The following is a 21169-nucleotide window of genomic DNA, read 5'->3' on the forward strand; positions in this document are numbered from 1 at the left end:
GAATCCCCTAACCAGTACTATGGCAAGTCGAACTATGAGCGGTAGTGAACCGTCACCAAGTACAAGCTAAACAATAAATTGATGATAAGTTGGTGTTAGTCACTAGAGTTCTGACAAGGATTTTCACTAGGTCAAGATTACACCTCCTTATAGCTCAATTTTCTTAAACAGCTCCTCCTTCTTCTCAGTAGATCTATAAATAACCCGCCTCATTGAATCGAATTACAAATTAACGTTATAAGTATGTTGTCGCAAAAAGCTGCCTCTAGCTATACTATTAATCCACTTAGCCCAAGAAGCATATGTCGCTCGGTTATTCATACCAGATAGCTGCGCTTGGCTTTTTTCACATGACAACACTAATAGATGCTTCGCCCTAGTTAAAGCTACGTATAATACTCTTATTTCTTCCTCTAAAAGCTCTAGCTCCTGATACTCGTGCAGTCTAGCAAAGTCAAGGTCTGGATCTAACTGTGCTTCTTCAATGAAGCGGTGGTTTATAGCTAAATTCTTCTCATCAACCTGGAAAATGATATTAGGCTCTATAGTTTTTCGATTAAGTTGCTTATCAAAGTGGGGTATTATCACAATGGGAAAATCCAGTCCCTTAGCTTTATGTATGGAATAGAGGGAAACTAATCCATGACTTCGGTCATGCTCAGGAATACTAGCGTCGTCTTCCTCTTGATTTGATGAGATCATAACCTGCAGATACTCTAGGAATTGCAGTGGCTGCATAGCATCATCAGTCATCAAATCCCTGGCCTTATCCTTTAACTTGTTCAGATTAGCAATCTTTTGGTATTGCTGGTTATACCGATAATACTCCTGAATCTTGGTAGTATCATAAATATAGTTTAGTATCCCTTCAATGCTCTCTCGCTTAAACACAACTTTAAGTTCGGACAAGAACTTATCAAACCCCATACCGACTTCATTAGTAAGGACCGCTTTATAGTAATCGGTAAATTTTAGCTCCGTTTGATAGACCGGGCCGCTATGAATTATACTATTGAACAACTTAAAAATGTCAATAATTTCCTGGGACTTATAAAAGCTCTTGCCACCTATCACTTCTATAGGAATATTGCTGGCTTTGAGGGCTAAAGCTGCACTATCTAAGTCAAAGTTGCTTCGAAATAGAACACAGATATCGCCATAATTTGCCACCCTAGAACCATCTGCAGAGGGAACCTGAAGAGTTGAGTCTTGGATGATGCTATGAATAATAGCCTCAAGTGGACTCTCAAATACAATCCGTAGAGGATTAGCTATGAGTTGAGGTCTATTTCTATGCTCCTCAGTTTTCTCTAGGCGCATGTGGGGAAATCGCAATTGCTGATTATTATGCATAAATTCCTGTCGAAATATTTCATTGATTTTTTCTAGCAGATGATAATCGGTGCGAAAGTTTTCATTCATAACGCTCTGTTCTAAGTTATGGTCGTCCCCAGCTCGAGTTTTAATTTCATCGATGATCTTAGCCATTTCTAAAGAGTTTTGTACATCCGATCCTCTAAAGGCATAGATGGATTGTTTATCATCTCCTACTAGAAATATTTTTACACCTTTGTTTAACAGATGTCTGACCAGCTTAAACTGATCTTGATTAGTATCCTGAAACTCATCAATAAACACATATTTATACTTTTTGGCTACTTTATCCAGAACGTAGTCAATTTCAAGCAACTTGGAGGCATTTTTAATTAAATCGTTGATAGTGAGCAGGTTTTCTTCGATTTTATACACTTCAATTTCTCTATCAACTTCTAAGTACATCTGCAAAAACAGCTGCTTAAACTGGTTCCAATACTCATTGTCCGGAGTATTAAACTGGGTCTTGCAAAAAAAGTCTTCGTTAATTTCTATACCTCTGTTTTTGTTATTTTGCAGCAGCATATCTATCAGCTTAGCTAGTTTGTACTGAGGAATACGGGAAAAGACCGGGTTAGTATGATGACTATCGATTACTCGGTTGATAATGTCATTAGTCTCTTTGCGCACTGATTTTATCTTAAAGTTCAACGGCAAGCCCATATGGAGGCCGTATTGACGCAGTAGCTTTTCGCAAAAGCTGTGAATAGTAGAAACGTCCAGCATATTGCTGATTTCCACTTGTTGACGCATAAAGGTCGGGGTCTTAGTCTTTCGGGCTACAGTGTCTTTATGGTGCTTAAGCCATTCAAAATAGATGCGATGCATTAATCGCTCTTTCATTTCCTCTGTGGCTTTATTAGTGAAGGTTATTATGGCGAAATTTTCAAGCCCAGCATCAGGATCATCCCTTAAAATACGTAGAATCTTATCAATCAACACTTTAGTCTTACCAGTGCCCGCACCTGCTTTCAGGTAGCTAGGGTATAAGCCGCTGGCGATAATAGTCTGTTGGGTTGGAGTAGGGGTAGCTTTGCTAAGCGTCTGAGTCATTTTAGAGTAATCCATGGTCTTCCTCCCCAGTCTGATAATAATTCCCTTTGCAGACATCACCGATAACACAGTAAGTGCAATACTTGCTGCTTTTCAAGCTTTCCTGAAAAAAGTCGGTCTGATTAATGCGGTCTGCAATGTCATGAGCAATTTCCTCCCCTTTTCGGTGGGGAGACTTAGCCCATGCAAAGTATGTATTAATGTTGTCTACTAATCTAATGGCTAAATTAACTCGATCAGTATCAGCTGATGAATTATCCAACTCATCTATCATCTGTTGATTAGTACGTTGCTCTCCTCTGCCATTGAAATTATCTTTGAAAGCTGTTTTTAGGGTGAGGAAATCTAAATATTTTTCATAAAGAACCCTTCTTGTTTTTGTACTAGCGGGATCTTGGATTACAATGGAGTTGTCAAACTTGAAATTGTATTGTCTATTATTAGATCCATTAACAGACGACTTTTTCATAGTAAAGTATGGTTTTCCCAGGATGGCAATAGCATAGTTGATAAAACCCTCTGCCTTATTCATTACTTTATAAAGAATATCTTTTTTCTCATACTCTGAGAGAAAGCTAAAATATCTAAACACTTCATCCCCTGTTAGAGAAGCAAATGCTCCCAGCAGTTGATAGCATTCATCATCATGGACTGAATAGATTTTCTCACTAATTTGACTGTAGGAGACGAACCTTTCTATTAAAACACAGTAGAGCACTGCTTCTGCATAAAACTTTAATTGAAACCTGTTGCTGTAAGCAAGCCCTTCCTGTTGATTATTGTGCTTTAATTGGTAATATAGCTTAGGACATAATAAGAAGGTGCCCAATTCAGTGATGCTAAAGCTATTTTCCGTTATCGATAAAGGAGAAAAAGCAAGGTCTGCAAAAGCTCCAGAGATCTGCATAGTAAAATTGTGATCTAACATAATCTCATCATTTAAGTCCTTATTGAACAAGGTGCAAATATCTTCTAAGTATATAGAAGGCTTAATGTCTTGTTTGTCCTCTTTTTCAGTATAGGTAATATTAAGCACCTCAGTGGTAAACTCCAAGACGTTCTTAAATAGATACTGCTCAAGCTTTAAATGATATTCCAGCCCGTGAATATTTGCTGGCTTTTTGCTAATGCCATATTGAGTTGATTCAATGATTTCTAGCACCTCTTTTGTATAGGGGAACTGATAATCATACCTTCTAGGATACTTATTAGCTTCAAGCATGCAAAAAAAAGTATGCTTATACTTCTTCATGTTTTCCAGGTTAACCACATGAACAGTTAAACCATCTATTTCAAGATCATGTTGATTCTCCCAGTCGGTTAGCATGGCTCGTATATTTTCAGCAAAGACATTAGCATCAATGTTGACAAGAGAGCTATTGCCGATATCTTCTACAGCGGTATTTAGCCGAGTAATTATTTTTTGTTCAAAATCCCACTTGTCCGCTCCTAAACCTATGATAGTTTCTACATTGATGATTTTAGTTGTCAAGGTCTCAATGTGCTTAGCCACGCTACCTTCAATGCTATTAATGGTGTTAATCATGCTTTCTAAAATATCTAATATACTAATTAAAAACTTTAGGCTCTCCTGTTTAATTTGGTGGAAAGGATGCCAACGCAAGGACTCCTGCCCACGCATTTCTTCTTTGAGAGCAATAATGCGTTGCATTTCCTGTTGCCACTCTTCTAGAGATTTTTTTTGTTCCAAGTACATTTGAATGCTCTTAAAATCACTGATGTACTGGTCCCATTTCGCTAATTCATCTCGATGGTTCTTAATAACATAATGCCAGTTTGAATATAGAATAATCTTAAAGCCCTCTACTGACATCCCCTTGTTGATTATTTGGTACAGATGTAGAACAAATTGTCCTATTGGATAGCTGGCTATCGGCCGATCCTTTTTCTCGATTGATATGTGGGTGTAGCCTTGGGTAAAGAGAATTAATTTATCTTCGTAGGCAATAGGGGTTCCATCTGTGTACCTAATGGAAGCAGCCAGAAAATCCATCTTGGAGAACAGTATCCCGGGCAACTGGGAATCATCTACTACATTGCTAAGCTGCATGGCAGATAAATCAAGCTGCTCCTTTTTAATAAAGACACCAACCTCCTGAAAGATTTGACTCAACCTATCTTCGTATTTTTCTTTTTCCACTGCCAGAACAATACAAACCTGGTTCTTTATCAGCTTTTCAACAGTCTCTATTCCCTCAGTAAGTTTCTGCTGAGCTAGCTTGCTAATTTCAGTAGCAATAAAGCGTAATTCATCATCTCGATTGAACAGGGGCTTATAGATATTAATTGATCCATCTCTAATTTTTTCCGTAATTTCCTTTGGTACCCGCAAATCTAACTCAGGGTATTTCATTTTACTATGCTCTAAAGCGGTCCGTGAGCTGTATTCCCCATCAACGGACACTAAAACCTGCAATTCATGGCCTAAGTCCGATGCCAACTGACCGTAATTATCTTGATACAAAAAGCTGCTGACTCTGTCAGTTGAGCTAAATTTGGCTATGAAATAGACCTTCTTCCGCTCCTGTACTGCCGTTGTTATAACGAATTTTTGGAGATCGTTAAAGAATAGGAAGCCGTCGATAAAAATCTTGTCTGCAGCTCTAATAGTCTGGCGAATATGTTCTTTTATTTTGTTGTGGTAGGTATCAAAGCTTTTAGCTGACCCTTGTATGCCTTCTAACAGCTGCAATATTTCCGGGGACAAGTCTTGCTGCATAAGAGTATCACTGCGTATGCCAAGGATGATTTTTTTTAGCACTCCAATATAGGTGTTATACAGCGTAAAAATGCTGACCTCAACTGGTGAGTAATTATGTTCAATTTGTGCTAGGACTTCAGGAGCTAATTCTAACACTTCATAAAACTGCAAGAACTTATATAACTCAAAGAGCTCATGCCTCAGCTCATAAAAACTCCTAGTTAAAGCAGGCTCTAAAAGACTATTATTTTTAATAACGTGAGCTAGCAGGTGCTTTTGGTCAGCAAGGGACAAATATTTTTCATGATGATGCACCTGGGTCGATATGAATGTTTCAAACTGGCTAAAGGTAAATAGATTAGCGTTTATGTTGTTTTTATCTCTACGGCTGGTATCCGCACTTTCGTTGGTGTAGGGAAACAGGTAGTTTACTAAACTCTGATTTTCTTTTCTTATCTGGTTAATGTTTGAGGTAGCTGTTAAATATAGAGGTTTTTGAGCACTGCTCAGCTGTTGGGCAATAGCATCTATTACTTCCTGATGTTCAATATCGTCGCTGGCAATAAAAAATAGCAAATCACTCATGGACTCCCTCCATCCGCAAATTATCTAGTGTAAGCTCTTGCTTGAGAAATAATTTGGCTAGCTCCCTCTGGTAGATTTCATTGATGTTTGGGTTGGTTAAGGGCCAAAAACGCTGGTACCGTAGCTTTAAGTCTCTTCCTTCTTTAATTAGCTTGGCACTTGCTACGTCTGCTTCTAGCCCTAAGACAAATAGATGCTGTAGTGTCTTAATCATTTTAGTTAGCAATGTGGCACTGTCAACTAAAGAATAGTTACCATACAGCTTTTCTCTATAAAAGCGTCCTCTATACTGATAGATTCTTGGGGTGTACAAGTAATACGGATTTTTATATTGAAAAACTTGTTCTTTTACTTCCAGGTCTAAAGATATAATGTAATACTTCTTGTACCAGTTCTGGTTATCCTCATATTTATAGACGGAATTTAGATCAGTTGGACTTATTTCCTCGGTCAGCTGATCAAGATTATCTCGGAGTAGCTTTATGAACGTATTCTGCAGCTGATTGTTACCTATAAAGTGATACTTGATTTTCAAGATATCGGAGGAATTAAACAGGCGGTGCTCAGCAATCCTTCGATCAATCTGCTCCTGTTTCTTCTGTAACTCTTCCTGGCCGTCATCAGCTAATCTCATTAGATAATCCTGAATGGACTCTGCATTTGCTGGATCAAACTTAATTGCTAATTTAAACTTCTGATCTACCCACTCTCTAAACTCAGTATTGAGCTGCCAAAGAACATTATTATCGTCACTGCGTTCATGGTGCAACCCAAGCCCATTAGCTGTCAGGTTTGAACTACCTTGGATAGCTAGGTGGTCATCAAAAATATAGTTTTTAGCATGAATAGTGTTATCGTAATATATATCCCAGCCTCGATCAAAAGCGTATTTGAAAGGAAAGGAGCTTGCACCTAGTTGAAAGTCGGCAAGTTCCAATTTGAATAATATTTTTTTCTTTAGTCTTTTTATAGACACCTGCTCCTCTACAAATTTAAAGCCTTCAACGGTGACAAATCCAGTAATGATGATTAGACTATACTTAACTGTTTTGAGTTGGTCTGCTAACTCCTGCTTTATGTCAGAGATAAACTTCATCATCAATCACTTCACTTTCTTACGCTTAGCCAAATTCATTATAAAATTTAGTTATTATAAAAAGATAATTCGACTACAGACCGCATAATCCTCTTCAATAATGCAATTTATTACTAAAAAGGAAAGAAGTTGTCACTTTTTAGACGATAGCACGTCTAAGCAAATTAGAATGGAACTCTTTGTGAGCTTAATGGTTTCGATGATTAAATAAACCTAATAGGTCAAAAAATACGTACAAAAATAAATATCAATGAAATTATTAAATTGGTTTTAAGTCATGGGTAAAATCCTAAAGTATGTATAAGGATGCCCGTGAAATTTGCCACTTCTGGATAAAATTGCTGCCGTCTTCCCCAATTGGACATTATGAAAAGAGCTGCCATTTTAGCAGCTCTTATATTTTATATCTATAATAATGTCCCGAGAATTCCCAACTACATATAAGATCTTAAACTTGCCAGAAGTTCATTAATTTATTAATTTGATTAGCTTGTTAAATAATAACGTAGTTGCTCTGGCATCCTCTAAAGCTGAGTGTCTATTTTGAACTATAATATTGAAATATGAGAATGCTTTGTCAGATCCCGAACAATCTTCGAATATCTTACCTGACAAATATAGATATTTCAATATGGCTGAAGTGTCTATACTGCGATGGGAAAATAGTTTTTGAAAATCCTTCCCCATAAGTTTTTTTAAAAATCCTATGTCAAAATTCACATTATGTCCGCCGAGTGTTACTGGAATATCATCCCCAAAATTCCTATAACAAAAGTCATGAATTTTCTTTATAGCTTGAGAGGGTTCAATCGCTTTAATAATAAAATCTTTAAAATCTATTTGGTTTATTTTGAGTGCCTGAGGTGTGAACTTAATTACTTGGTCTAAAACAAATATTTCTTCTTTATCTACAATTTCGCCTGCTTGCCAAACAACTAATCCTATCGATAGCAGACTATGCTCAAGGGGGTCTATTCCTCCTGTTTCTGTGTCAACAAATAGTACTTTATTCATGAGCTTGTTCATTTGGTAACTTCACCTCATTCTTTATAAAAAAATAAAATAGAGACATCAGAGCCTCGTTTCCACATAAAGTCCAGTAACGTTTATATTTTTCATGAAACGTCATCCAACTGGCTAAAGAAAATATTAGTAATGCGTGGTAATACTGCAAAACTCCTTCATTAAGGATCTGATATTTGTACCTTAGAAGAAATAATATTAATAGATTATTTACGAAAAAAATAAAGGACAAAGACCTATAAAAGTTATATTTAGCTAAAAACCTTGAACTTAATGACTTTATTTTTTCTTGATCCATCATCACTTTCGAGAATTTGTATATTGAGTACCAGTTATCTGGAAAATTCATCTGACACTTGTTATTCAAAAATTCTACAACCTTTTTTGCGATATCTTTATTTCCATACCCATAATTAGCAGCTCCAAAAGTAAAATATTCGCTAATTACTTTTGAAACTTGTTTCGAAAATTTGTACATAAACCACTTTCTTAGTTTATTTAACCATAATGGCCAACGTCCAAAATTAATTTTACCTGATAATTTGGTTTTACATTGAGTTAACAAATACTCAACAATCTTATTAAATCCCTCATCAAAAAATACCTTGCCAAAATCATAAAAGTACTTGGAAAATACCTTAGCAATATGCCCTAATAAATAACTAATTATTAGAAAACCCACCAAAACATAAATTACCTCTCCATTGCCCCATGATGATCTTTCAAGCAATCTATTGCTGATAATAAGTTTAAGTAATATGCTGTTATTATAGTTCATAGAAGATATAGAATTTATAAAAGGATCCCAATTAATCATAGAGGCTAGAGTTAAACCAAATGTAAAAAAAACTATCATGCCAGGCACTAGTAACCCCATAATATCAAATAAAAATTCTTCTATTTTTTCTGCCATAGTTTATCACCCATGAAAGTTTTCGACACAACCTCCTAAAAGACCTGCTTATTACATCATAATTATCATGCAAAATGAATTGTATATTTGATACTACCTTCATGTTATTTGAAGAGGATGTACTACCCTAACAAATGACAAATAACACCACTATGATCAGTAAACGAATATTCGCCTCTTCGTGTAACATGGGAATAAGTAACAGATGGTTTAATAAGTCCCAACGCATTAGAACTGATAAGGGCCAGATCACACCTAAATTGACTCAGTTTATTATTAATTTGCCTCTCGAATGTAAATATGTCTTCTTGAGGGTGCATATCAACAAGATTTATGGTTGTTACTAACCGTTGAAACGCATTTCTTTCTTGAGTAGATGTCCAACTACTTATCTGCCCATCAAATAATCCGTCCTCTTCTCCTGGGGCAAAGTTAAAATCTCCAACTAAAATGTGGCTTTTGTCTCTATATTCATATAACTTTTCAGTTAAATGATTTAGTAGTTCCTTTTTTTGGGGAGACTTGTCACTAGGAAAATACAAATTGTGAATAGTTATATTACCTATTTGCATCGACAACCATCGTTCCTCATTGTATTTAAGAGACTGGGCAATTTCTTTCCAATCATACGTTTCTAAACAGTACACTGCGACATTAGAATTTCCGTCTATAAATCTGTATCCTCGAATCTCCACATGACCCTTTTGTTTATATGACCAGGGTTCTTGAAGAAGTACAAGTTCAGGATTGAGTTGTACCAGCCAATTCTCAAAATTTGCTCTGTGAACCGAATTTCTTAGCCGCTTATTTACATTGATTGATGCGATAGTACAAGCCACAATTAACACTCCTTTCTTCCCAATTGACTTCAGGCATTTCAATATCAGGTAGTGTTAGCGACTGTATGGAGTAATTGGAATTTCATGGATAATGTTTTAGTTAAACAAACTCAACTGATTATCATCGTTTGAATCTACTACTTCCAAATGAAGAATGTTCAAATATTCCAGAAGATCTACCTCTTCGTCTCCCCACTCGTACGGTTGAATCATAATACTTTCCTCATAAAACAAAGTAATTAGAACCATTTGAATGGACAATAAAACTATTCTTGTTGCAAGATTTACGATTTTATCGTCAACAGGTTTTGAAAGATTCCATTCTTCAGGCTCCGAAAAGCATAATGAACCATGGGAAAATTTGTTTCTAATCTTGTAGACTACTTGAAGACCTACACCAGATAGATTTACAAACGATTTTAATTTAAATTTTTCTTCAAGTTCACTATAATGATATACTTTTTTTACATTTACCAATAGCTCTGCAAGGACATCATTATATAATACAATGGGTTTATTGACTTTATAGTTTTCATTCAAATAATCACAGATTGCATTTACTTTACCACGATTCGTTGGAACATCTTTTGGACTTACATAATCAATAAGAGATTCTAATGCGCCCCAAACAAAGTTAAAAATAGTAATTTGTGTTACGATTTTCGATAGCAAAGAATCTCTCTCAAAGTCGTATTCCCAGGCCTGAGAACACATTTCATTGCATTTGAATATTGCAGAATTCATACTAACCTTCTTAATTCCAGAAGCAATGTCTAACCACTCAGAGATCTGATTCCATTTAAGTCGATCCTTTGTCTGTCCTTCTATGTCACCAATAAGATATGAAAGACAAGCAGCATGCTCTCGGATACCAAGTAATGTCTGTTTCATAACATCGCCTCGCAGTAAATATTCTATATCGTTCTGGAAATTCACGGAAAATTTCTCTAAGCACCTTTCCACTGGAGGGATACTCATCACCAAATCATTCCACTCGGATATTTTTGCATTTCTATACTATCCTTCTAAGTAAGCACAAATAAGCTAAAAAAAGTCATTGTTCCTGCAGCCTATCTTTTTATAGTTTTAGGGTTTAACTTTGTTTTGATATCCGAATTGTGCCTTGGCCCAATTGAGAGTCATATCCTGTCATTCCTACTAATCAATTATCGTCCTCACAGCTTCAACAAAACTCTCAACATCTTCACCAGTATTAAAATAGCCAAATCCTACCCTCACCGTACCATGTGGTAAAGTCCCCAAAAACTTATGTGCCAAGGGAGCGCAATGTAAGCCCGTCCTCGAAGAAATTCCAAATTCTTGCGACAATATTATGCCAACCTCTTGAGCCGTATAGCCTTCTATAATGAAGGATAAGGATCCCAAATGATTCTCTAAATTTCCACTGACATACATTTTAACATCGGGATATTCATTTAACTCCTCAACCGTTTGTTTAAATAAAGCCCGCTCATGCTCTCTTATATTGGCTATTCCAGTCTCTTCTAACCAGCCACACGCGGCATGTAATCCAGCAATAGCCACAATATTCGAGCTCCCAACTTCGTGTCTAAACGGTAGATCTTCGGGCATAGACAGTAATTCGGAGTGACTTCCTGTTCCGCCAAAGATAATAGGAGTTAGCGGAACTTTTCCATTGGTAACAAAACCAGCAATACCAAACGTGCCATAAAATGTCTTATGTCCTGAAAAAATATAAAAGTCAACTAGTTCCTGGGCTTTCTCTAATGGCAACAAAGGCCCTGCCTGAGCTCCATCAATCACAACAATTGCCTCATAAGACTTTGCCATCTCAGCAATGATGCCAACCGGTGTAATGAGACTACAAACATTACTCACATGAGTCATAACTAATGCTTTGGGTGGCATTTTGTTAAACATCTGTTTTATTGCATCTAGGTCATATTCAAGAGTTTTGCAGTTAATGGGAAGAGTAATTAGTTTAACATTTATTGTATCTTGTAAATGCTGTAAAACCCTTGACACAGAGTTGTGTTCGAAAGGGGTAGTGTAAATAATATCACCGTAGTGCCAGTTGATACCCAGCAAAACCTGATTCAAGGCCAATGTCGCACTAGCTGAAAAAAGGACTCGGCCTTCATTATTATAGTTAAGAAGCGATGCAACTGCATTACGTGTGTCCTCTATAAGTCTTTCTGCTTTAAGTGCCAGAGGATACGCGCCTCGTCCTGCGTTAATCGCACCATTTCTCAAGCAATCTGCAACTGCTTCAATAACGACTTCAGGTTTTGGGAATGTCGTTGCTGCGTTATCTAAATATATATCCATATTCCACCTAACTCTTAACTAATTTTTCAAGAATAGTGAGCACAATTTGCCGTTTTTCATTATTAGTCACAGAATCACCATACTCAGTAATATAGGACCAAAGGACATTCTGTAATAGATTCCCCGTTTGAGACACTGAGCCTTTCGAAAATATTCGTTTCACCGACGTTCCATCTTCCTGAGGAAAAGTAATTTCCACTTCAGTCGAGGCACTTATATCTCCTTCTTGTCTTGCCACATATTCAAAGCTAGCAATCTCATGTAACATATCTGTAAATATTTGCAGTACGCCCTTGACCGTTTGATCATTCCAATCCTCTGGCCTTAGACCAGTTAAGCTTCTAATCAACCTGTTTAAAAAATCAAATGAGTTTTCTCCTGCGAACGATGAAACAAGATCAATAAGATTTTGTGTGCCGTCAGAATACAAGTTATTACGTTTCTCAAGTGGCAATAATTCATACCAAGTTTTTAAACTTGCTAATAATGAAGGGGAATTTATAGTACCTAACTCAACTGATCGAATTAGATCTTGCTCTAAATTAACTAGAGTTGCTGAAAGATATCCATCGATCTCATCCTTTAAAGTTGAGAGTCTAGAAATAACAGTAGTTACGTCGTTCTCACATGTTAAACTTTGAACCCCTAATAAGTTGGGAATTTCCTGGAATATAAGCTTTGTACTGGTAAGATTTTCAGACTTCAGTAATTTTCTTAAGGTCTTTGCTCCCTGGGTCAACCCTTTAGAATCTCGGGTAAACCTTGGTATTGAGAAAAGCCATCGCCTAAAGGCATCTGCGATTTGTTTTGTGGGTCCCGATAAACTAGAATCATCATCAATATATTCCTTGAATAACACCTCTAACTCATGACACAACAAGGTCTTCTCTTGTGACCAATTTTCCTTTAACAAAAGGTATCCTTTTGGATCCATCAGGGCATTATCTATATTTTCAGCATTTAATGGGAATTCTTTACCTTTTATGTCTAATAATAATACCTCTCTTTTTTGTTCGCGTAAAACTATTGCTAGTAAAATAGGGATAACACCCATTCTCACTCCAAATGGAGGATTGCACATAACTTCAAGTATTTGATATATAGTTAACCCTTCGACTGCCTCTGTTAGTATCGACTTTAGTTTCAAAAGTGTTGAGACAAGCCCCTTATCCATAAGAGTTTGTAAATCAGCTAGCACTACACTTTGCTCATCTTCAACCACGATACGTGTGTAATCAAGCAAACACTTAAAGATGGCTAATTCTGGGCCTGAACCAATAATCCCAAGCTTTGGTACCATATACTGACTAAGCAATCCATTAACTACTTTCTTTCTGGCGTTAATAATTGGAGAAGTAAGGTTATGTTTATTAATCATCTCATTGTTAAACTTGGGAGTTTTATTAAAATAGGAGACGCACAGATCCGATATAAAACGACTAAGAGATGATTTACTATTTATGCTTACTTCTATTTTTGAACCATAATACGTGGAAGCCTTTTTTAAATTAAATGTTCGGCTTAAAATCAAATTAATTTCAGTTTCAGTGTCTTTAAGTCTAAGTAGTATTTCTAAGCGATCTGCTTCTAGATGCTTGCCACTTTCCACTATCTTCAGTAGTTCCTTTAATGCATCAAGCTTCCTAATAAGCGTTTCTAATTCTTTATAATCAGTTTCAAAGTTCTCGTTGACAACAAAGACGACTCTTTTAGCACTAAACTGGGTGAGTATCTGTTTAAATTTATCAATGTCACCCTCGCCTTCTGGTAATATATAAAGAATCAAGCCATCCTTACCATATTGGCCCTCAAAATCATTTATCAGGTTAGCTATATTGTTGACTGAGACATAAAGGCATGAAAAATACCTTACCATTGAATACTCATCGTTATAGCGTTTAGCCAACACAGGATTAGGTAGGAATGCATCATTTAATACCAACCAAGGATCAACGAGTGTTCTTCGTTTAGCTACAAGAGCACTGAGATTCTGTTCAATGTCCATTTCTCCAGGCACTATAAATTCAAGTACACCAGAAGAACTGCCTTCGAAAAGTATTCTTTTCCGTAGGAGTGTTTGAAAGGAGTTAACTAATTTTTCAAGATCAATGTCTGATCCACTGTAAGTTAGTTTTAAGATATCTATTGTAGCCGGTAACACTGTTGGTAATCCAATAGCCTTAATAACTGATAATGATTTTAGGATTTTAGCCGCAACTAATTCATTTTCGTCCAAACGACTGAGAGCTGCATTAGTTTGAAACCATATTGTGTGAATATTATCTTGGTTATCCATTGTTCTCATCTGGTTTTCAAAATAGTCGTAAAGAATATCCAATGTCAGTAGAAACTGCGAATCCGCCTCATTGTTATTTAAGTACTCATTTAGTGTATTAAATTCATTACTACAGAGGAATGTAAAAACAGTTCGTTCATTTTGAGCTACTTTTTGTGAAAATCTTGGTAATGCAAAAACTAAAACAGGATGAAGTGGAAATGAGCCATTAAGGATATATTTGTCTAATTCCTCAGGCGATGGCAGATCGGAGAAGAGCCTAGTATTGATTAACTGGGACCTCAATTCGTTTATCCAAAGCTTATTATTGTCCTGATAAGATTTCCAGTATTCTTTGTCTTTTAAGATGACATTCGATATGATTTCATATACCTTGGCTGGCTGATTAATTAGTTCAATCGTCTTGAACCGTCCCTCAACCTTCTTCCACTCGTTAACAAGGTCTTGACCATACTTGCTCGCATATTGCGCGATCGGTTTATGCGTTACAAGGATAAACTGTATAGGATTATCAGCACTCGAATTACAAGCCTCGGCAAAGTCTTGAAGAGGCTGGAGATTAACCTTATCCTTATTTTCCCATGCATTCTCAAGATATTTCCCAAACTCATCGAAGAGAACGAAAATACCCCGAAAATTTGAACTTCCATTTAAAGTTCGTTTAGACATCTGTCTTGCAACCTCTAAATAGATATCTTCTGCCCTCCCTTGTAATAGAGGCTGAAATACAGCACCGTGGGTTACATGAGTATAAGCAAGCGTAAAAAGATTATAGTCTTTTTTGTCCTGCCTTTCCAATCCCTTAGTTAACTCAATAATCTTAATATCATTCTTTAACAAATATTGTTTAAAAGAATTAAAGGCATCTGGATATTGGCCTTCCCAATTTTCAATTTGCTTTAATGCTGCTGAATAGAATGTACTGGGCATTAAGCTATTCAACCCTACTTCCTCTAAAGCACTTTGTAAGCTAGTTAATAACATTTGCTCAAGGGGTTGATCAGAGCCAGTGATAACCACCGGTAACATCTTTTCCTTCGTAAGCTCAGAACTAATAATATCTGCAGCATTTGGGTCGTATTCTTGGATTTTTCGCAACAGTTCATCATAAGATTCTATTGAGAGTACCTTCCCCATAATTGAAAGTAAAACGACACTAAGGTGTGATTTTCCGGTACCATAGTTCCCCACAATCAATCGTGAACGTTGACTACCCCTATCAATATTTGATGAGATTACGTCCGTTATAACTGAGGTAGTCTGAGCTAAGGGAATATAGTTCGCCACTTTCGTTTGGCTTCTAAGATCATATTTAACATTTATAGAATATTGAAATCCTGGAGAGGTGGAAATATATCTGTTTAATCGTTTATTCATCTTGATTGGCTCCTATTTGATAATAATACTCCTTAATTATACTAATAGGGTCACTTTCTTGGATTATAGTAACTTGGTTTAATCCAGCCGTCTTATTTAAGCGTAAAAATCCACTTACCTGTAACATCTCTAATACTTGAATTAACTCGGTTACCCCAAGCACAAATATCCTACCAATACTTCCTTCAGCAGAAAGCAAGACATCTAAATCGATATCCTTTTTGTGACCGTTACTATCCATAAATTTTAAAATTGCATATAAAAAAAGCTCTTTGTCTATTTGCTCAACCTTCCGCCTAGTAAACCGATATCGCTTCCTTTTTGTATCTACAAGTTCAATTAGCCCTAATTCCTGTAAAGGACACATTAAATTATCTTCTGGACTAGAACCATTAGTTTTTTGTACACAGTAAGTACTAATGATGCAATCAAAATCCCTTTTTAAGGATCCTCTCGAAACCTCTTTAGCATCATTTTCTTGCTCATTAATCCAAAATTCTAACTCATTTATAAAGAGATCTTCATCAAACTCTTTGTGTTTAAACACATTAAAAAACCAATACCAGGCAGTTGCTACTTCTTTGTTCGTAGCTAATTGAAAATGAATAAGCCACAAAGTAAATTCTTCTTCGAGGTATTTATCAGACTTATAGATAGCTCTTCCTACATCCGTAAGTTTCTGTTCTTTATTTCCTCCCGTTGTTTCGTAGGTGAGATTTGTTGCAACAAGCCAATATCGGAGGGCTTTTACCATATTGCTACCGATACCAAGTTGTTCCATACCATCTTTCGCCATGAAAACATTGGGTTGTTCCTCTATTTTTCTTAATCCTTTGGTCAACCATCCCTCTCTGAAGTGAAACGTCTGGTGTCTGGCAAAAGCCATTTTACTACCCATTATATGAGCCCCCTCGTTTGAGTTACCTTGGTTACTAAACAACCTTTATCATAATGTGCAATACACTCCATACAGCCTATGCATTTGTAAGAGTCTATCCGATATTGTTCGTCTATAACTGTTATAGCCTTCATTTTACAAATAGCCGGACATCCTCCACATGCTATGCAGGCCTGATATTTTCGGAGTTGGCAATCAATCCAATTCTCTAATAACAATAAGCTCTTACGTGGGTATTCCTTGTGAAAAACTTTCGGATCAATAATAATCTTAAGGTGGTTTTGTCCTATTTTCCCCTGTAACCTAAGTAAAGGCTTCTCCCTTTTTTTATCTTTCCTAGCCCAAACGTATACTTCCCCAAGTAACGTTCTTCCACGTTCAAAGTCTAGGTTTCCATATGGCTTAAAATATTCATACAAATTTTTAGTTATGGGTCTGGTTAACGTGTAGTTTCTCGCATTGGTTTCAGTGGCGCAAGGTTCAAATTTCACCGTGCTAAAGCCTACCTCCATACCATTGCCACCTTGTCTAGCCTTCCAATTTCCAGAGTCAATATATTCTTCAGCATCAAGTTTACCTATTTTACTTGCAAATGAGACGAGGAAATCTCTCCATTTAGTGGACTGTTCTGGAAAATGCACCCTGTTTAAGAAATATGCCCAATCACTATTGTTAGGACACACCAAACAACCTACGCGTGAAAAACCCAAACGATACGCATGATTAAACGCTTCATCATGGGATAGTAAGTATAGCCAAACATCCGCATCAATCCAATCAATAATAGGTGATGCTACTATTTGTTTAGCAATTTTCGGACTCTTTGAAATAGCATCGTATTTACTTCTCTGTGTAGATTCACTTCGGCGGATACCATAAAAAGTTAATATTTTATTATCGTTCTTAATACCATCTTTACCCAATTCATCAACACTTAATTTATCGATGATATCTGCAATAGGTCCTGTTTTAAAAACCGTGCAACACCAGCGCATTACCCGACTCGGAGGTCCAATAGTCTCAGATAACTCGAAAAAATTTCGATCTGACTTTGGCTTGAAAAATGGAACTCGGCGATTATATTTTTGGAATAACTCTAGGTATTCATAAGTTGTAGGAAACTCTAAGGTTGTATTTCCGAAGATGTGTAATATATCAGCTGCACCTAAAGCTCTTCTCACTAAACAAGAAACAACTGTTGAATCTTTCCCCCCGCTGAACGAAACCATATTAATTCGTTTTTCATACTTTTCTGAAGCCATCTTTATAAACTCAAAACTATCATATTCAAGCTTTTGAAGGCGCTTTTTATTGGCCAGTATAAATTTAGCTACCATTGAATCAAATGAATCATAATCAAATCCGTTATTTTTTTCTTCTAGGAATAGACGGTGCACTTGATCAGGATCCCATTCTCTAATGATTTCTTGTACAGAAAACTCTTTGAGAAGATTTCCGTCCGCATAATAGCGATTCCCCTTAGTATTCCAAATACTTCGACCTTGAAGTTGGCCTTTTTTATGTAATAATATCTCTAAAAGAGTAACCTCTTCAGGAAATACCGGTCGTGCATCCATTGCAAAATAATTAGTCTTGCTGAGACAAAGCGGGCAAGTTGTCTTATACACCGGAATATTGCACTCTCCACACCAATAAAGTTTCATATCGTTTTCCTTTTCCGACATATAAAAATCACCTCGATCAATATATTGTAGACAAATCAAATTACTGGAGAAAGGATCTCCAGTAATTTGATTCGCTATATATAGTTAAACTCCTTCTTCCAAACATTCGTTCTGTATATTTTTTTCCTAAGTTCAATAATTCTTCTCCGAACAAGTTAATATACAGCTAAAGTGTTCTCTGAGCAGCTTAAGGGAAATTTAAGTAAATAATTCACATTTTTTCTTGATTGTAGATTCTTTGAAAATGAGTATAAAAGACTAGTTTAAACACACTTCCTTTAATTTGCATCTTCCTTACTGACTAAGCGAATTCTTTGTGAATGATGAGGTCTATCAATTCCTATTTCTTTGATATCAAGCTCAGTAATCCAATTAAGCAGATTTGTTTGCAGTTCCTTAACCTCTTTGCGATAAGGCTTAGGGTCATTAATAATTGTATTATGTATCAAAGCAGACAATTCTCCGTAATAGATTTCATTACTGGGTCTTTCCTCAAGCACCGCTTTGAGCCAGCGATACACATTACACTTCACAAATGCTTTTTTTACTGTTAACACCGTCCATCCCGTGCTTAGCCCTAAGAAATCAAGCGAATCATCTTTTAAGTAGCTCAAAGAATTGCAGTTTGGAAAATCATATGTGAAAAGCACTTCAATCTTTGGATCAAAGTGGTTCAGTATGTCATCACTCCAATTTTCACAATTATAAGTATTTTGATTACCTCTACTAACAAGGCATTGTTGCATTAGCTCATAAAGTTCATTAGTTACTAACACCGCACCATCAAACAGATTTTCAATGCGACACATTTCTTCTTCTGAAACAGATGTCAGTAATGCAATTTCATAATTTGCGTTATCTGCGATATTAATACCTCTTGCTGTCAGGTTTGCACTGCCTACAATGCATCTCATCTTATCGAAAATATATGTTTTTGCATGTAAATCAAGGCGCATATACAATTGCCAACCATTGTTCCTGCAAAAATCATAAACCTCTAAATCAGACGCACCTTTGAGTATATCGTCATAAGCAAAGCGTACCATTAGCTTTTTGCCTTGCATTGGATTTACAATACAGCTTTCGATAAACTGCATGGCAGACTTTTTGCAGTAGGCACTAACAATATGAATATTATTTGTGGCCTGCCCAAGCTCAACCTCAAGCTGTTTTTTAATTTCGTTGGAAAATAGTAATCCCATAAACCACGCTCCTATTTTCCATAGTTGGCTTGTTCATTAATATACCTTCTTAACTTAATATTCCACTCCTGTACAATAACATCTGCTATCTCTTTTTTATCTCCAATTGCTGTTTCATCAAGTGTTTTAACAAAAGCTGCGATAAACAATTCAAAAGCAGTCTTTGTTTCAGGCTTTGATTCAATATGAGGAAAAAACTTCTGGTAAAATATGTGAGAAGTATTTATATCAACTTGACAGCTGCCCAAGCTAAATGAGTAGTCAAAGAACGGGCCATTGCGTAAATCCTTATAAAAAATATTTACTTTGTTTTTCATATATTGAATTACTTCTTCATCGGTGACAACATCTACGCCCTGTTCTATCAATACCTCCTTATTCTTTTCAATAAGTTTCTTAATAGGGGTTTCATTCTTGATTTTTTTTGTTTCACTATCTGCATCGTTGTTTACTTCAACTGTATTTATTATTTCGCTTACAGGAGTTTTTAGGTCATCAACTGTTCGAGACTTAGCTCTAATTTCCTTATTTTCATTGTAAATTTTGCTGATCGTATTGCTTATCACGGAATTAATCTGTAACCATACAGGTTTTAGCTCTCCTTCATCATAATCTTCTGGTCTTACTTCACGAAGCTCAACATGCTGCTTATTATTTGACACTCCAAAAGCTTCATCAAGCTCCGGGTTAAATCTAATCTCACAGCCCCACCATCTGTGCTGAGGTTGGTTTATATTCTTGTAAAAGTCAAACATACCAAAATCAATCTCTCTGTCAGCTCTCACAACGGAAATGCCTTCCATTTTGGCTACATGTTTACCCATAGGGGTTGAGCCGGGGTCTTTTGATGGAAATGCAGTTTTATCATAAAAAATGTCTTTGACTTTAGAAAAGGCTACTTTAACAGTAGATTGCATTAATTTGCGCGTCTCCTTATCTTGATATTCAACAGGTATTTTCACAACACCGTCTAAGCAACTTTCATTTGTGTATGGCTCAAACAAGGGTACTGCATTTGGATTATTTTTTCTTTGTAGTAATTCTTCAGGCTTGTCCGGATTTCCAAGAACATAGTTTCCCTCCATAAGCAACATTGGATCGTTCGGCATAACCTCAAAATTAAATTCTTCGTTTTCAATATGAATAAGCTTAATACTATGAGTATTAAGCTTGATCAAATATCTAAACTTTTGACCTAATGCAAACTCTAATCTTTGGAAAAGAGAGCGTATTGTTTTAGGGCTTACTCTATCACATTTCTTCCAATGCACGAGTGTACCGCTTTTTGTGAAATCATATTGCTTTTCACCCGTATTGTACTTAAGAAATTTTTCAAACTTTTCGGGGACACGAGATTTTATAGGGTCTTCAATTTCAGTTTGTTTACCTGCCCCCACTAAATCTATATCAAGAAAAACTTTTTTACAATTCTCATATCCATTCTGCCATGAATAAACATCAACTGCTGGACATACATGCAATGAAGCTTGTGGTAAACCCACGCCAAATCTGCCTATACCTTTTCTTTCTGAACGTGTAGTAAATCCAATACCTAAGCATGACTCCAATTTTTCTACATCCATGCCATCGCCGTTATCAAGAAATGCAAACTCCGATACATACTTTCTGTGTGATATCTCATCAATCGATTCTGAAACCAACACGAAAATATTGTTTGCTGAAGCTTCAATAGAGTTATCAATAATCTCTGAAATAGCATTTTCAATGCTTTTGTATCCTGTATTTCTAAGTGCATCTCCCATTTGTTCAATATTTACAATTCGTTGTGCCATAAG

Annotated in this window: 13 protein-coding genes; all 13 read right to left on the reverse strand. The window is 36.2% G+C overall.

The features are described 5' to 3' along the window. Positions 1 to 222: 222 nt before the first annotated feature. The 13 genes from DESOR_RS20930 to DESOR_RS20990 all read right to left on the reverse strand — a co-directional run bounded on the left by DESOR_RS20930 (position 223) and on the right by DESOR_RS20990 (position 21166). On the reverse strand, positions 223 to 2442 hold the full coding sequence (locus DESOR_RS20930; RefSeq protein WP_014186591.1) for a UvrD-helicase domain-containing protein: 2220 nt from the start codon (positions 2440 to 2442) through the stop codon (positions 223 to 225). Beyond that, on the reverse strand, positions 2429 to 5725 hold the full coding sequence (locus DESOR_RS20935; protein ID WP_148265304.1) for a PD-(D/E)XK nuclease family protein: 3297 nt from the start codon (positions 5723 to 5725) through the stop codon (positions 2429 to 2431). The genes DESOR_RS20930 and DESOR_RS20935 overlap by 14 nt, the downstream gene beginning before the upstream one ends. 1 nt (position 5726) lies before the next feature. Continuing rightward, positions 5727 to 6833: a phospholipase D-like domain-containing protein gene (locus DESOR_RS20940; RefSeq protein WP_014186593.1), complete on the reverse strand. Its 1107-nt coding sequence runs from the start codon at positions 6831 to 6833 to the stop codon at positions 5727 to 5729. A 465-nt stretch (positions 6834 to 7298) separates the two neighbouring features. After that, positions 7299 to 7856, reverse strand: a complete 558-nt coding sequence (locus DESOR_RS20945; RefSeq protein WP_014186594.1) for a 3'-5' exonuclease — start codon at positions 7854 to 7856, stop codon at positions 7299 to 7301. Beyond that, positions 7837 to 8766: a hypothetical protein gene (locus DESOR_RS20950; RefSeq protein ID WP_014186595.1), complete on the reverse strand. Its 930-nt coding sequence runs from the start codon at positions 8764 to 8766 to the stop codon at positions 7837 to 7839. Before DESOR_RS20950 ends, DESOR_RS20945 begins: the two co-directional genes overlap by 20 nt. Before the next feature lie 122 nt (positions 8767 to 8888). After that, the gene (locus tag DESOR_RS20955) at positions 8889 to 9605 is read right to left on the reverse strand and encodes an endonuclease/exonuclease/phosphatase family protein (RefSeq protein WP_014186596.1); all 717 of its coding nucleotides are present in this window, start codon (positions 9603 to 9605) and stop codon (positions 8889 to 8891) included. Between the two features lie 96 nt (positions 9606 to 9701). Continuing rightward, a complete protein-coding gene (locus tag DESOR_RS20960; RefSeq protein WP_014186597.1) occupies positions 9702 to 10496 on the reverse strand; it encodes a hypothetical protein in 795 nt (264 codons plus the stop codon). A 267-nt stretch (positions 10497 to 10763) separates the two neighbouring features. Further along, positions 10764 to 11915, reverse strand: coding sequence for an aminotransferase class V-fold PLP-dependent enzyme (locus tag DESOR_RS20965; protein ID WP_014186598.1), 1152 nt, complete (start codon positions 11913 to 11915; stop codon positions 10764 to 10766). 7 nt (positions 11916 to 11922) lie between these two features. Then, positions 11923 to 15588: a DUF6079 family protein gene (locus tag DESOR_RS20970; protein WP_014186599.1), complete on the reverse strand. Its 3666-nt coding sequence runs from the start codon at positions 15586 to 15588 to the stop codon at positions 11923 to 11925. Further along, a complete protein-coding gene (locus DESOR_RS20975; RefSeq protein WP_014186600.1) occupies positions 15581 to 16486 on the reverse strand; it encodes a DUF4007 family protein in 906 nt (301 codons plus the stop codon). Before DESOR_RS20975 ends, DESOR_RS20970 begins: the two co-directional genes overlap by 8 nt. After that, entirely contained in the window at positions 16486 to 18171 is a 1686-nt protein-coding gene (locus DESOR_RS20980) for a phosphoadenosine phosphosulfate reductase domain-containing protein (protein ID WP_014186601.1), read from the reverse strand. The genes DESOR_RS20975 and DESOR_RS20980 overlap by 1 nt, the downstream gene beginning before the upstream one ends. Before the next feature lie 278 nt (positions 18172 to 18449). Beyond that, entirely contained in the window at positions 18450 to 19373 is a 924-nt protein-coding gene (locus tag DESOR_RS20985) for a phospholipase D-like domain-containing protein (protein WP_014186602.1), read from the reverse strand. A gap of 11 nt (positions 19374 to 19384) precedes the next feature. Then, a complete protein-coding gene (locus tag DESOR_RS20990; RefSeq protein ID WP_014186603.1) occupies positions 19385 to 21166 on the reverse strand; it encodes an ATP-binding protein in 1782 nt (593 codons plus the stop codon). Positions 21167 to 21169: the final 3 nt, after the last annotated feature.

It is taken from the genome of Desulfosporosinus orientis DSM 765 (assembly GCF_000235605.1).
Classification (GTDB): Bacteria; Bacillota; Desulfitobacteriia; order Desulfitobacteriales; family Desulfitobacteriaceae; genus Desulfosporosinus; species Desulfosporosinus orientis.